Origin of the sequence: Lysobacter alkalisoli, assembly GCF_006547045.1 — a bacterium.
Lineage (GTDB): Bacteria > Pseudomonadota > Gammaproteobacteria > Xanthomonadales > Xanthomonadaceae > Marilutibacter > Marilutibacter alkalisoli.
Map to the genome: position 1 here is coordinate 1,901,486 of NZ_CP041242.1, position 14,017 is coordinate 1,915,502.

13 protein-coding genes are annotated in these 14,017 nt (G+C 66.5%); 3 read left to right on the plus strand and 10 right to left on the minus strand.

The features are described from left to right. Positions 1–27: 27 nt before the first annotated feature. From FKV23_RS08190 to ndk, 10 genes are all read right to left on the minus strand, one after another. Positions 28–1,242 (minus strand): molybdopterin molybdotransferase MoeA, encoded by a 1,215-nt coding sequence (locus FKV23_RS08190; protein WP_141623413.1) that lies wholly within the window; start codon positions 1,240–1,242, stop codon positions 28–30. Next, the gene (gene mobA / locus FKV23_RS08195; RefSeq protein WP_244244137.1) at positions 1,235–1,945 is read right to left on the minus strand and encodes a molybdenum cofactor guanylyltransferase; all 711 of its coding nucleotides are present in this window, start codon (positions 1,943–1,945) and stop codon (positions 1,235–1,237) included. The genes FKV23_RS08190 and mobA overlap by 8 nt, the downstream gene beginning before the upstream one ends. 132 nt (positions 1,946–2,077) lie before the next feature. Further along, positions 2,078–3,478 (minus strand): ribosome biogenesis GTPase Der, encoded by a 1,401-nt coding sequence (gene der / locus FKV23_RS08200; RefSeq protein ID WP_141623415.1) that lies wholly within the window; start codon positions 3,476–3,478, stop codon positions 2,078–2,080. A 197-nt stretch (positions 3,479–3,675) separates the two neighbouring features. Then, on the minus strand, positions 3,676–4,848 hold the full coding sequence (gene bamB, locus FKV23_RS08205) for an outer membrane protein assembly factor BamB (RefSeq protein ID WP_407067661.1): 1,173 nt from the start codon (positions 4,846–4,848) through the stop codon (positions 3,676–3,678). A 65-nt stretch (positions 4,849–4,913) separates the two neighbouring features. Further along, positions 4,914–5,543 carry a YfgM family protein gene (locus FKV23_RS08210; RefSeq protein WP_141623417.1) on the minus strand — a complete coding sequence of 210 codons (630 nt, stop codon included), beginning with the start codon at positions 5,541–5,543 and terminating at the stop codon, positions 4,914–4,916. A gap of 124 nt (positions 5,544–5,667) precedes the next feature. After that, on the minus strand, positions 5,668–5,925 hold the full coding sequence (locus FKV23_RS17700; RefSeq protein ID WP_341867586.1) for a DUF4115 domain-containing protein: 258 nt from the start codon (positions 5,923–5,925) through the stop codon (positions 5,668–5,670). Continuing rightward, a complete protein-coding gene (locus tag FKV23_RS08215; RefSeq protein ID WP_341867577.1) occupies positions 5,850–6,527 on the minus strand; it encodes a helix-turn-helix domain-containing protein in 678 nt (225 codons plus the stop codon). Before FKV23_RS08215 ends, FKV23_RS17700 begins: the two co-directional genes overlap by 76 nt. A gap of 3 nt (positions 6,528–6,530) precedes the next feature. After that, positions 6,531–7,316: a tetratricopeptide repeat protein gene (locus FKV23_RS08220; RefSeq protein WP_141623418.1), complete on the minus strand. Its 786-nt coding sequence runs from the start codon at positions 7,314–7,316 to the stop codon at positions 6,531–6,533. A 61-nt stretch (positions 7,317–7,377) separates the two neighbouring features. Then, a complete protein-coding gene (gene rlmN, locus FKV23_RS08225) occupies positions 7,378–8,640 on the minus strand; it encodes a 23S rRNA (adenine(2503)-C(2))-methyltransferase RlmN (RefSeq protein WP_141625114.1) in 1,263 nt (420 codons plus the stop codon). 41 nt (positions 8,641–8,681) lie between these two features. After that, positions 8,682–9,107 (minus strand): nucleoside-diphosphate kinase, encoded by a 426-nt coding sequence (gene ndk / locus FKV23_RS08230; protein ID WP_141623419.1) that lies wholly within the window; start codon positions 9,105–9,107, stop codon positions 8,682–8,684. 454 nt (positions 9,108–9,561) lie between these two features. On the opposite strand from ndk, the gene FKV23_RS08235 reads away from it, so the two are divergent. Genes FKV23_RS08235 through FKV23_RS08245 form a run of 3 tightly spaced genes read left to right on the plus strand, consistent with a single transcriptional unit; the run spans position 9,562 to position 13,826 of the window. Next, complete coding sequence (locus tag FKV23_RS08235) at positions 9,562–10,182, plus strand: TetR/AcrR family transcriptional regulator (RefSeq protein ID WP_141623420.1); 621 nt, start codon at positions 9,562–9,564, stop codon at positions 10,180–10,182. A 39-nt stretch (positions 10,183–10,221) separates the two neighbouring features. Next, positions 10,222–12,597: a 3-hydroxyacyl-CoA dehydrogenase/enoyl-CoA hydratase family protein gene (locus tag FKV23_RS08240; RefSeq protein WP_141623421.1), complete on the plus strand. Its 2,376-nt coding sequence runs from the start codon at positions 10,222–10,224 to the stop codon at positions 12,595–12,597. Positions 12,598–12,617: 20 nt separating this feature from the next. Continuing rightward, on the plus strand, positions 12,618–13,826 hold the full coding sequence (locus FKV23_RS08245) for an acetyl-CoA C-acyltransferase (protein WP_141623422.1): 1,209 nt from the start codon (positions 12,618–12,620) through the stop codon (positions 13,824–13,826). Positions 13,827–14,017 lie beyond the last annotated feature (191 nt).

Consider the following 14,017-nt stretch of genomic DNA (forward strand, 5'->3'; position numbering starts at 1 on the left):
GCTTCCCCAACACACTTTCCGTCCACGCTACAGCTGCAGCACCTCGACCACCGTGCCGGCGGCCAACGTCTGCGGCCCGTCGGGAATCACGATCAGGGCGTTGGAATCCGCCGCGGCACGCAGTCGGTGCGAGCCGGTGGCCGGGTTCGGCACCGCCGACAGACCGCCGTCCTCGCCGCATTCGAGCCGCGCACGCATGAATTCCCGGCGGGCATGGGGTTTGTCGATCGGCGCCGCCAACCGTGCGCGCAGCACCGGGCGCGGTTCAGTCCTCCCCTGCAGGCCATCGGCCAGTACCCTGCCCAGCGCCAGCCAGGTCGCGAGCACCGATACTGGATTGCCCGGCAGGCCGAGAAACCGGCTCTGGTCGAGGCTGCCGAACAGCACCGGCATGCCCGGCTTGATCCGCACCTTCCAGAAATGCACCTCGCCAAACCGCTGCAGCACGGCCGGGATATGGTCCTTCTCGCCCGCCGATACCGCGCCGCAGGTGATGACCAGATCGAAGGCGCAACCCGCGTCGCGCAAGGCGATCTCGACCGCGCGCGGATCATCGGGCAGACGCGGCCAGGCGGTCGGCTCAAGGCCTTCGGCACGCAACAGGCCCATCAGCAGTTCGCGGTTGCTGTCGTAGATCTGTCCCGGCGCCAACGGCATGCCGGGTTCGACCAGCTCGTCGCCGCTGGTGAACACGGCCACGGTCGGGCGCCGCGAGACGGGCAGCGTCGCCAGCCCGAGCGAGGCGGCCAGCGAAACCCGAGCCGGGGTCAGCACTTCGCCTGCATGCAGCACGGTGTCGCCCTCGCGTACGTCCTCTCCGGCGCGGCGGACGTTGGCGCCCGCCGGGGTATGGCCGGGGACGGCCACACGGTCGCCCTCGACCCGCGCGTTCTCCCTGATCACGACGGTATCGGTGCCTGACGGCATCGGCGCACCTGTGGTGATCCGCAGGCATTCGCCGGGGCCGACGGCCTGCCCCGTTGCGATGCCGGCGAACTGCTCACCGGCCAGCTGCAGCGCAGTCTCGTCGCCCTGCAGATCGGCATGGCGCAGAGCGAAGCCGTCCATCGCGCTGTTGTCGAACGGTGGCAGCGACAGCGGCGCGATCACCTCTTCGGAAAGCACGCGGCCGTGCGCGCGCGACAGCGGCACGATTTCAGTGTCCAGTCGATGCCGCCGTGCGACCTCGCGGACGATCGCAAGGGCATCGTCAAACAGGACGCCGGTCGGGAATTCACTCATGGTCGATGCCAGCCGCGGCCAGGTCTTCAGGTGTGTTGAGGTTGCCGAAGCGTACGCCCTCGAGCCGAACCGCGGCCATGCCCAGGCGGAGCTGCAGACGATGCACCGCGAAGTCGCCTTCCCTGATGGCATCGGCCACCAGCGGTCGCAATGCCTCGACCCGCCACAGCGCGACCAGCGGCTGTGGACCGTCGTCGTCGACCGCGAAGGCGCCGTTGGCGGTGCCCATGCTCTCCAGCGTGGGCAACAGGCATTCATTGACGCCGACCAGGTCGACCGGGATCGTCAGCAGCCACGGGGTCCTGCAGGCGGCGGCCAGGGCATCGAGTCCGGCCAGCGGGCCGAGGTCGCCATCGTGACGGTCGGCTACGGCATCCAGGCCGGCCTGGCGGTAGCGGTCGAGCATGCTGTTCGATAGCGCGCTGTTCGACGACCTGCTGTTCGACAGCGTGATGTTGGCACTGACCAGTACCGCGGCGACTTCGTCGGCGAATCGCCGCTGCCAGCGCACGACCTGTGGCACGCCATCGCGTTCGAGCCAGGCCTTGTCGCGGCCAGCGAGCCGGCTTGCCCGACCGCCGGCGAGGATGCCGAGCGTGGGACGGGATGTGGATGATTCAGGCGGCTTCATCGTGTCGGAGTGTACGCGGCCACTGTATCGCAGGCCTGCAGTCTCAAGCTTTGCGACGTCGGTCGTCGACACTGGCCGCCTCCTCGTCAGGGAGACCGGGGCGGCGCGCGGACTGGGCCTGCGCGTCGCCCTGTTTTGTCCATGCCCTGGACACCGCTGGAAGCCAGCGACACGACATGCGCGCAGAACGCGAATGCCGCCGCCTCACTTCCCGCGCTTGACGTGCCGGATCATCCGTCGCTTCTTGGCGACCTGGCGATCGGTCAGCACGTTCTTCCTGCCTTCGTACGGGTTGCTGGTTTCCTTGAATACAAACCGCACCGGCGTGCCGACCAGCTTGAAACGCTTGCGGAAGAAATTCTCGAGATAACGCTTGTAGGTGTCGTTCAGGGTCCGCAGGCGGGTGCCGTGGACAACGAAACTCGGCGGATTGGTGCCGGCAGGATGGGCAAAGCGCAGTTTGGCGACATGGCCGCGCACGCTGGGCGGCGGGTTGCTGGCGTAGGCGATCTCCAGTGCCTTGTTGACCTCGGTGGTGCCGAACTCGCGGGTCGCGGAAGCATGCGCGCGATGCACGGCACGGAACAGCTCGCGCAGGCCGGAACCGTGCAGGGCGCTGATCCGCACCGCCTCGGCCCAGTCGACGAATCCCAGCTTGCGCGACAGCATCGCCTCGGCCTGCTCGCGCTGGTAGTCGGTCAGCCCATCCCACTTGTTCACCGCGACGACCAGGGCGCGGCCGGCATCCAGGGCCAGCGCCAGCACCGTCGCATCCTGGTCGGTGACGCCCTCGGAAGCATCGAGCATGATCACCGCGACCTGGCATTGTTCGATCGCCTGCAGGGTCTTGATGATCGAGAACTTCTCGACCACCTCGTCGACCCTGGACTTGCGGCGCACACCGGCGGTGTCGACCAGACGATACCGGCGGCCATCGCGCTCCATGTCGATGGCGACCGAATCGCGGGTGGTGCCCGGCACATCGGAAGCGATCATCCGCTCTTCGCCGAGCAGGCGGTTGACCAGGGTCGACTTGCCGACGTTCGGACGGCCAATGAAGGCCAGGCGAATGCGGTCGGGATCGTCGTCGAGCTCGACGCGAGTGCCCTCTTCCGGCAACCGTTCCAGCACCTCGTCGATCAGCTCGTCGATGCCGCGGCGGTGGGCCGAGGACACGTCGATCGCGTCGGCGAAGCCATAGCGGGCGAACTCGTTGAGCGCAGCCTCCGAGTCGAGACCGTCGGTCTTGTTGACCACCAGCAGGGTTGGCCTGGCCGCCTTGCGCAGCCAGGCCAGGATCTCGTCATCCAGCGCCGAGGCGCCCTCGCGGCCATCGACCACGAACAGCACCAGATCGGCCTCCTCCGCCGCGGCACGTGCCTGGCGGGCGGTCGCACCGACCAGTCCTTCGTCCTCGCCGGCGATGCCACCGGTATCGACCACGGCGAAATGCCGGCGTCCCTCGGGGCGGCATACGCCGTAGTGGCGATCGCGGGTCACCCCCGGCTGGTCATGCACCAGCGCGTCGCGCGTACGGGTCAACACGTTGAACAGCGTCGACTTGCCGACGTTCGGGCGGCCTACGAGGGCGACGAGAGGGAGCATGGGTGTACAGCCGGTTGGAAATGGGGCGGGAAAGGCATGGGGCGGAAGACAGGCACCGGGAGCCGGGAACGGCAGCATCGCCGGCGCCTTGCCGTGGCAGCGATGATGCCGACCCGGACAGGAAAAGGGAAACGGCCGGCGATACGCCGGCCGTCCCCTGGTCGGAGTTCCACGGCAGCCTGGCCGCGGACGAAGACCTATTGCAGCCGATAGGCGCTCAGGTCGCCATCGATGTTCTGCACCAGCAGGATGCCGTCGGCAACCACCGGGGCGGCGCGCAGGGCCTTGCGACCAGCACGCACGCGGGCGGCGAATTCGCCGTTGTCGAGCTTCATCCAGTGCAGGTAGCCCTCGAAGTCGCCGACCACGGCGTAGTCACCCTGCACTGCCGGCGCGGTCAGCTTGCGGAGGGCCAGAGCCGGCTGGCTCCACATCGCCGAACCGGTGCCCTTGTCCAGCCCATGGACGTTGCCCGTCGCGTCCGATACCACCAGGCGATCGTGGCTCACGCCGATCCGGCCCGGGCCGCCATACTCGGCAGCCCACATCGGGCGCCCGCTGGGACCGTCGATCGCGAGCGTGCTGCCCTTGAAGCTGGTGGCGAAGATGACCTGGCCATCGAGCACCGGGGTGCCATCGACATCGGCCATGCGATCGAGTTCTGTGCGTCCCTCGGGCTGACCCACCGGGACTTCCCACAAGGGATTGCCGTCGTTCGCGGACAGTGCCGTCAGGGTGCCGTCGTCATTGCCCACGAAGATCAGCCCCGGCCCCACCAGCGGCGCATCGTTGCCACGTACGCTCAGCGGTGGCACATCGTGGCTCCAGAACCAGCGGCGCTGGCCGCTGGCGGCGTCGAAGGCGGTCACCCGGTTGTCGTTGGAACGCACGAACACCAGGCCCGGACCGACTGCCGGTGCGGCGATGACCTCGTTGGGCACTTTGGCCTGCCAGCGCTCGGCACCGGTCTCGGCATCCAGGGCGATGACTTCGCCATCGAGGCTGCCGACCACGACCAGGTCACCGCCAACCCCGGGACCGCCACTCAGGCGCAGCTTGCTTTCGTGGGTCCACAGCTTGCGTCCGCTCTGCAGATCCAGAGCGGTGACGCCGCCCGACACGGCGGCGGCATAGATGCGCCCGTCGGCGACGACCGGCCCCTGGCGGACACCGCTGCGGCCCTCACCCTTGCCGACCCGGGTCGACCACAGCCTGTCCACCGTCTGGCTGGGCGCGAACTCGACCAGTGCCGCCGGCTCGTTCGGCTTGGCCTTCTTGCCGCCGAACCAACCCTTGACGGTGGTGCAACCTGTCAGTGCCACGATGCACATCAGGGCAGCCGTGCCGCGCAGCACATCGCGCGTCCGCACGGAGCATACGTTTGGGGAGAGCGCTTTCATGGCGCGGCGAATGGAGATCATGGGGATGGACTTCATCAGGCCTCGGCCTCGGCTTCGTCGGGCGTGCCGCCGACTTCGGTCAGTTTGAGTTCGAGCATGCGTCGCAATGGCGAGCCGACATCCATCTGCGCGAGAGCCTTTTCATAGGATGCGCGCGCTTCATCGTGCCGCCCGAGCGCAAACTCGGCATCGCCTCGGATTTCCAGCGCGCCGGCCGAATCGGCATCCGCCAGCAGCGCCAATGCGGCCTCGGCCTCGCCGGCTTCTATCTGCAGGCGCGCCAGGCGTTGATTGATGACCGCAGCGAGCGCGGGATCGTCGCTACCCAACCCTTTCAAGGTCGCGATGGCCGCCTCGGTCTCGCCGGCACCGACCTGGGACTGGGCCAGTTCCAGGCCTGCCAGGGTCGACAGCAATCCCGGCTGCAGGCCGGCGGCGAGCTCGGCGGCATTCGGGGCGTTGGCGTCGATGGCATCGACCGCGATGCTGTAGCGGTCGGCCTCCTCGATTTTCACCTGCTGCTGGTGGATACCCCACCACTTCCATCCGCCTATGGCGGCAAGCCCGAGGGCAATGCCACCGATCAGGCCGACGCCGTTGTCACGGAGCCATTGGAGGACGCGCTCACTCTGTTCGTGTTCGTCGAGAATTTCGTCTATTGCCATTGATCAAGTCGCTGTGCCGGGGGCTTCCATGCCGGAACGTCCGGCACAACGCGCCAGACGCGGTATGCATGGACAGGTCCGGAAGCCGGGTGTGGATTCCAATCCGCGGCATGGCCGCGGCCGATCACTCGGCGGGCGGCACCACGGAACCGTCAGAGGATAGCGTAAAGCGCGCGACGTTGGACTTGCTGAACGCAGACAGGTCGACGGACTCTCCGCGCTGGCTGACCTCGACCGCCGAGACGTTGCCGAGCGTCACCCGGCTCACCTGCCCGGGCTCGTAGCTGCGCCGTTCTCCAGCGGCGATCAGGCCCTTCTCAAGCGGCTTGCCCTCCGTATCGAAGACCTCGAGCCAGCTTTCGTCGTTGAACGATATCGACAGGCTGGCGGTCGGCCTCGATGCCGGTTCGGCGCTGCGCGGGTCATCGACGCCACCACCGGGGTGCGCTGCGAACGGCGTGGAACCATGGCCGAGGCCCCGGTACCCGACTCCCCGTCATTGGACTCGCTGCCCAGGACCGGTGACAGGCCTTCGGGCACCTCCAGCGACTGCACTGTCGGAGACGACGAAGGTCTGAGGTGATCGCGTGTCGCCCACCATACCGGCAGTGCGATGGCCGCGGTCATCACGATGTACACCGCGTTGCGGGTCGCCTGTTCAAGTACCCGTCGATAATGGGGCACGTGGCTATGACTGATCAGTTCCGGTGGTGCCACCGGTGGAAGGTTGGCCTCGTCCAGGCAGCCGTCGACATCCATGTCCAGTTTCAGCAGGCGGGCATAACTCTTCAACTGCCCGCGCACGAAGACCGGCGCACCAAGCACTTCCCAATGGTCGGTTTCGAGCGCCTCGACGACTCGCGCCGGCATCTTCAACCTGTGGGCCACGTCCTCCCGGGACAGGCCGGCCTTGAGGCGGGCTTTCTTCAGACGCTGGCCACAGCTGCGCTCTGAACCCGCTTTGATTGGGTCTGGCTGGATCATTGTCTACCGCTTTCCCCCGTTCTCGGAGCCCGGAAAACCCGGAAACTCCGCCCTTAACTGTTGAACATAGCGATCAGCCGCTTCCTTGTCGCCGAGTTGAAGCTCAATTTGTGACGCAAGCACCAACACTTGCGGATCCGCTGGTGCTGCAGCCAATCTGCGCTGGGCAAAGGCCCTCGCCGTGAAAGCATTCCCGGCCCGGAATTCGCGTTCGGCCATCGCCGCCAAGGCGCCTGGATTCTCGGGATCGGCCTGTAGCGCGGCCCGCAGGTACTGCCCCGCCTGCTCGTTCAGGCCGGCCCGGTCGGCACAGGCGCCGGCATTGGCCAGGGCAAAGGACGGCGTCGAATATGTACGATCGGCCAGGGCGCGGTTGAACGCCTCCAGCGCCTCCTGGGTACGCTCCTGTCCGCACAGCCAGATTCCGTAATCATTGAACTGGGCGCCCCGGGGCATGAGCTCGGCCGCACGCCGATAATGCTCGCCGGCCTGCGCAGGCTGTCCACGGCGATCCAGGACCATGGCCATCAGGGAGTGCGCACCGGAAGAGCTGTCATCCTGCCTGAGCGCGCTGCGGGCGGCACTCCCGGCTTCGTCGAGCTTGCCATCGAACAGCGCCCTCCGCCCTTCCCGCACCAGGATCGCAGCACTCGCCGAACGACTGCCCTTGCCACTGTCGCTGACCTCGTAGGTCGGCGCGGTGCGGGTGAAGTCGCGTCGATCCATATCCGGCTTGACGAAGGTCAGCCGGTTGCAGCCGCTGGCAGCCAGGACAACCAGGGCGAGCATGCACAGCAGTAGCGAACGAACGGCGGCCACGGGCCACCGGGACAGGGCATGCGGACGGGCATCACGCCGCGGCATCGCCTGCCCCCGGGCCTGTCGTGTGGAGACCGGTTTTCCTGAGCTGCTCGCGGAAGGCCGCCTGGCGGCGGGTACGGTCGGTGACCTGCCCTTTCAACTGGCCGCAGGCGGCGTCGATGTCGTCGCCACGCGTGCGACGCACCGGTGCGATCATGCCGGCATTGTTGAGCTGCTTCTGGAACGCGCGGATCGCCACGTCGTCGGGACGCTCGAATCGCGTGCCCGGGAACGGGTTGAACGGAATCAGGTTGACCTTGGCCGCATCCTTCATCTGCACGCGACGGTCGAACTCGCGCATCAGCCGGACCAGTTCACGCGCATGCTCAGGCTGGTCGTTGACGCCCTTCATCAGCGTGTATTCGAAGGTCACCGATGTCCCGCGCTTGCGCAGCGCATAGCGCACGCAGGCGTCCATCAGCTCGGCGATCGGATATTTCCTGTTGAGCGGCACCAGCTCGGTGCGCAGCTCGTCGTTGGCGGCATGCAACGAAACCGCCAGCGACACGTCGCTCTCCTCGCCAAGGCGGTCGATCATTGGCACCATGCCGGCGGTCGACAGGGTCACCCGCTTGTTGGCCAGACCGTAGCCGAGGTCGTCGCGCATGATGCTCATCGCGCGCACGACGTTGTCGAAGTTCGCCAGCGGCTCGCCCATGCCCATCATCACCACGTTGGTCAGCCTGCGCTGCTGATGCGGCACGTTGCCGAGGTGGCGGGCGGCAACCCAGACCTGGCCGATGATTTCGGCAGTCGACAGGTTGCGGTTGAACCCCTGGGTGGCGGTGGAGCAGAACTGGCAGTTGAGCGCGCAGCCGACCTGCGAGGACACGCACAAGGTGCCACGGCCCTTGTCGGGAATGTAGACCGTCTCGATCGCATTCTTCGCATCCATGCCGAGCAGCCATTTGTGGGTGCCGTCGGTGGATGCCTTGTCGAACAGGACCTGTGGCGCGTGGATCACCGCGCGCTCCTCGAGCTTGGCGCGCAGAACCTTGCCGAGGTCGGTCATGTCGGTGAATTCGGTGACATGGCGGTGGTGGATCCACTTCATCACCTGGTGCGCGCGGAAGCGCTTCTCGCCCAGCTCCTGCTCGAAGAAATCCTCGAGCGAGGTGCGGTCGAGATCGAAGATGTTGCGGCGGCCGTCGGCTACAACGGCTGCCGCCTTCGACGGCGATGTCGGCAGCGCTTCAACGGGCACGGCGTCCCCGGAGGGGCGGCCGGCGTCGTGCGAATTGTCGTGCTGCATGTTCATCGGATGCGTCGGGTATTGCTCTGATGTGCGGAAGCTCAGCGTGCAAAGACGTCGGTGGCCGGGAAGAAGTACGCGATCTCGATCGCGGCGTTCTCCAGGCTGTCGGAGCCGTGCACGGCGTTGGCGTCGATGCTGTCGGCGAAGTCGGCGCGGATCGTGCCCGGCGCGGCTTCCTTCGGGTTGGTGGCGCCCATCAGCTCGCGGTTCTTCAGCACCGCGCCCTCGCCTTCAAGGGCCTGGATCATCACCGGACCGGAGATCATGAACTCGACCAGCGCGTTGAAGAACGGACGCTCGCGGTGCACGGCATAGAAACCTTCGGCCTCGGCGCGCGAGAGGTGCTTCATCTTTGCGGCGGCGACCTTGAGGCCGGCCTTCTCGAAGCGGGTGTAGATCTCGCCGATGACGTTCTTGGCAACAGCATCGGGCTTGATGATGGACAGGGTGCGCTCCAGCGCCATTTGGGGTGTCTCCGGTCAGGCGGACCACTCGTCGCCGGACACCCACCGCGGACCTGACGGGTCGGCGGCGGCCATCCTGGGTGAGTGCCCGAGAGTAACAGAAAAACCCGTGCAGTGGCACGGGTTTAGCCGACATGGCTGTGGAGATTCTAACGAATCCATGACGCCGTTGTCATCGACCCGTTGCCAATGTGTGCGGTCGCCGTCAGGGAGCCTTCAGTCAGGAGAGCCCTGATCGGGGCCCCGACACCAACACGCCCTGCATGATCGGCGCTCATCGTGGTCGCGGGGCGGTTCCAGCGGGGCGAGCTGCTCGAGCGGAGTTCGTGTGCCTGGGCAGCCGAATCCAGTCCCGGGTAGATGCTCCGATGCTCCATTGACGGGGCCCCGGTTCCGGCCTAGCATCAAACAAGCGTTTGATTTACACGCCCCCGTCCTTCAGAGACCCAGCCCCATGGCGGCCACCGCCCACTTCTCCACCAAGGACCGCATCCTTGGCGCGGCCGAGGAACTGTTCGCCCAGTTCGGCTTCACCGGCACCTCCCTGCGCCAGGTCACCAGCCGCGCTTCGGTCAATATCGCCGCGGTCAACTACCACTTCGGCAGCAAGGAGAACCTCGTCAACGAGGTATTCCGTCGACGCATGGACGACATGAGCGCGCAACGGCTTGCGGCGCTGAAAACCGCCCTCGAACAGTGCCCCGGCGAGCTTGAGCCGATCCTGGCGGCCTTCGTCGAGCCCGCCCTGGCCCTGGCCCAGGACAAGCACGGTGGCGGCGCGTTCGTCCGTGTCGTGGCGCGTGCCTATGCCGAGAAGAACGACAGCCTGCGCAAGTTCCTGTCCGACCATTACGGCCACGTGCTGCGCGAATTCGCCAAGGCGATTGCGGCGGCGGTACCGGGACTGAGCAAGGAAGAGTTGTACTGGCGCCTGGACTTCCTGGCCGGCGCGCTGACCTACGCGATGGCCGACTTCGGCCTGATCAAGCGTCCCGCCGGTGTCACCGAGGCGGCGCATCGTGAGCGGGCTGCCCGTGAGCTGATCCTTTTCGCCGCGGCCGGCTTCAAGAGCTGAGTCCGCAGTTTTTCCTTTTTTAACAAGGACTTGATGGATATGTCTAATAAACTGCTTGTGCGTCGTGCCGCTGTGCTTGGCGCGGGCGTCATGGGGGCGCAGATCGCCGCCCACCTGACCAATGCCGGCGTCGACACCGTGCTGTTCGACCTTCCTGCCAAGGAAGGCGACCCGAATGGCGTCGTCACCCGGGCCATCGCCAACCTCGGCAAGCTCAGCCCCGCCCCACTGGCAGGAAAGGGCCTCGCCGCCCGCATCATTCCGGCCAATTACGACGACGGGCTGGAATTGCTGAAGGATTGCGACATCGTCATCGAGGCGATCGCCGAGCGAATGGACTGGAAACAGGATCTGTATCGCAAGATCGCCCCGTTCGTCGCCGACCACGCGGTGCTGGCCAGCAACACCTCGGGACTGGGCATCAACGCATTGGCCGACGTGCTGCCCGAGCAACTGCGCCACCGCTTCTGCGGCGTGCACTTCTTCAACCCGCCGCGCTACATGCACCTGGCCGAGCTGATTCCGGCACGCACCACCGACAAGGCGGTGCTGGAGGGACTGGAAACCTTCCTGACCACGACCCTCGGCAAGGGCGTGGTGGTCGCCAAGGACACGCCGAACTTCATTGGCAACCGCATCGGCGTGTTCTCGATGCTTGCGGCGATGCATCACACCGAACAGTTCGGCCTCGGCTTCGACACCGTCGACGCGCTGACCGGCCCGCTGATCGGGCGGCCGAAGTCGGCGACCTACCGCACCGCGGACGTGGTCGGCCTCGACACCATGGCCCATGTCATCAAGACCATGGCCGACACCCTGCCCGACGATCCGTGGCACAAGTACTTCAAGACGCCGAAGTGGCTGGCCGCGCTGATCGAGAAGGGCGCGCTGGGCCAGAAGACCCGCGCCGGCGTTTACACCAAGAAGGGCAAGGACATCCTGGTCCTCGACCTGAAGGCGCAGGACTACCGCGCTTCGACCAGCGAGCTTGATGCCGACGTCGCCACGCTGCTCAAGGAGCGCAATCCAGCGAAGAAGTTCGCCGCCCTGCGCGCCAGCCAGCATCCGCAGGCGAAGTTCCTGTGGGCCTGTTTCCGCGACACCTTCCACTACAGCGCCTGCCACCTTGAGTCGATCGCCGACACCGCGCGCGATGTCGATTTGGCAATGCGCTGGGGTTACGGCTGGTCTATGGGGCCGTTCGAGAGCTGGCAGGCCGCCGGCTGGAAGCAGGTCGCCGAGTGGATCGCCGAGGACATCGTGGCCGGCAAGGCGATGAGCACTGCCGCCCTGCCCGATTGGGTGTTCGACGGCCGCGAGGGCGTGCACACCAGCGAGGGCAGCTACAGTCCGGCCCGCAACGACAAGGTGCCGCGCTCATCCAACCCGGTCTACGCGCGCCAGCGCTTCCCTGATCCGTTGCTCGGCGAATCGTTCCCGCAGGGCCACACCGTGTTCGAGAATGACGGTGTGCGACTGTGGGCCGACGAGGGTGACGACATCGCCGTGCTCAGCTTCAAGACCAAGATGCACACGGTCAACGACCACGTGCTCAACGGCATCCAGGAAGCCATCGGCATCGCCGAACGCGACTTCCGCGGCCTGGTGATCTGGCAGCCGAAGGAACCGTTCTCGGCCGGTGCCGACCTGTCCGGTGCACTGGGCCTGCTGCAGGCCGGCGACCTCAAAGGCTTCGAAGCGATGGTCGCCAACTTCCAGGCCACCAGCCAGCGGATCAAGTACTCGCTGGTGCCGGTGGTGGCCGCAGTGCGTGGGCTGGCGCTGGGTGGCGGCTGCGAGTTCCAGATGCATGCCGCACACACCGTATTCGCGCTGGAGAGCTACATCGGCCTGGTCGAGGCTGGCGTCGGCCTGCTGCCGGCCGGTGGCGGCCTGAAGGAGCTCGCCGTGCGCGCCTCCGACAAGGCCGGTGCGACCGGCGACGTCTTCGCCGAACTGAAAACCGCGTTCGAGAGCGTGGCGATGGCCAAGGTCGCGACTTCCGCTGTCGAGGCCAAGGAGTTGAAGCTGGCGCGCGACGGCGACACCGTCGTGTTCAACGCATTCGAACTATTGCACGTGGCCAAGGCGCAGGCGCTGGCATTGGCCGAGAGCGGCTACCGCCCGCCCCTGCCTGCCCGCAACATCCGCGTCGCCGGCGATGTCGGCATCGCCACCTTCAAGATGCTGCTGGTCAACATGCTGGAAGGCCGTTTCATATCACCGCACGACTACGAGATCGCCAGCCGCATCGCCACCGTGATCTGTGGTGGCGAGGTCGACAAGGACTCGCTGGTCGACGAGGACTGGCTGATCCGCCTGGAGCGCGAGCACTTCGTCGCGCTGGCGCAGATGCCCAAGACCCAGGAGCGCATCGCGCACATGCTCAAGACCGGCAAGCCGCTCCGCAACTAAGCGACGACGAGGACAAAGACATGACCAGACAAGTACAAGACGCCTACATCGTCGCCGCCACCCGCACCCCGGTCGGCAAGGCCCCGCGCGGCGTGTTCCGCAACACCCGTCCCGACGAGATGCTCGCCCACGTGCTGCGCAGCGTGGTCGCGCAGGCGCCGGGCATCGACGTCAACCGCATCGACGACGCCATCATCGGCTGCGCGATGCCCGAGGGCGAGCAAGGCATGAACGTGGCGCGCATCGGCGTGCTGCTGGCCGGCCTGCCGAACACGGTGGCAGCACAGACGATCAACCGCTTCTGCTCCTCGGGCCTGCAGGCCGTGGCACTTGCCGCGAACGAGATCCGCCTCGGCAATGCCGACCTGATGCTGGCCGGCGGCACCGAGAGCATGAGCATGGTGCCGATGATGGGCAACAAGGTGGCGCTGAGCCCGGAGGTATTCGCCCGGGATGAGAACATCGCGATCGCCTACGGCATGGGCATCACCGCCGAGAAGGTCGCCGAGGAATGGAAGGTCTCGCGCGAGCAGCAGGACGCATTCGCCCTCACCTCGCACCAGAAGGCGATCGCCGCGATCCAGGCTGGCGAATTCAAGGACGAGATCAGTCCGTACGAGGTGCTCTCGCATGTCCCGGATCTGGCCGGCAACGCCATCCAGCTGAAGAAGAGACTGGTCGATACCGACGAAGGCCCCCGCCCCGACAGTTCGATCGAAGGCTTGGCCAAACTCCGTCCTGTGTTCCGCAACGGCCAGTTCGGCGGCAGCGTGACCGCCGGCAACAGTTCGCAGATGAGCGACGGCGCCGGCGCGGTGCTGCTGGCCTCGGCGCAGGCAGTAAAGGATTACGGCCTGACGCCCCTCGCCCGCTTCGTCAGCTTCTCGGTCGCCGGTGTGCGGCCGGAAGTGATGGGCATCGGTCCGATCGCGGCAATCCCGAAGGCATTGAAACAGGCCGGCCTGTCCAGGGACCAATTGGACTGGATCGAGCTCAATGAGGCTTTCGCCGCGCAGGCGCTGGCGGTGATCCGCGATTGCGAGCTGGATGTGTCGAAGGTCAACCCGCTCGGCGGTGCGATCGCGCTCGGCCACCCGCTAGGCGCGACTGGCGCGATCCGCACCGCGACGATCCTGCACGGCCTGCGTCGCCGCCAGCAGAAGTACGGCATGGTGACGATGTGCATCGGCACCGGGATGGGCGCGGCGGGGATTTTCGAAGCGCTTTGATCATCCTCATATCTGCAGGAACAAAAGGCACCCTTGAGGTGCCTTTTGTTTGGTTCTTCGCCCAGTCGAAGGGAAAGCGCCGGAACTATTGGATGACTGGGGCGCCGGCTTCGCGTTCCAGCATAGCCGCGCGATCCGACGTGGCCGGCAGGTCGCGGCGGGACAGCCAGGTAGCGACTAAACCCGGAGAT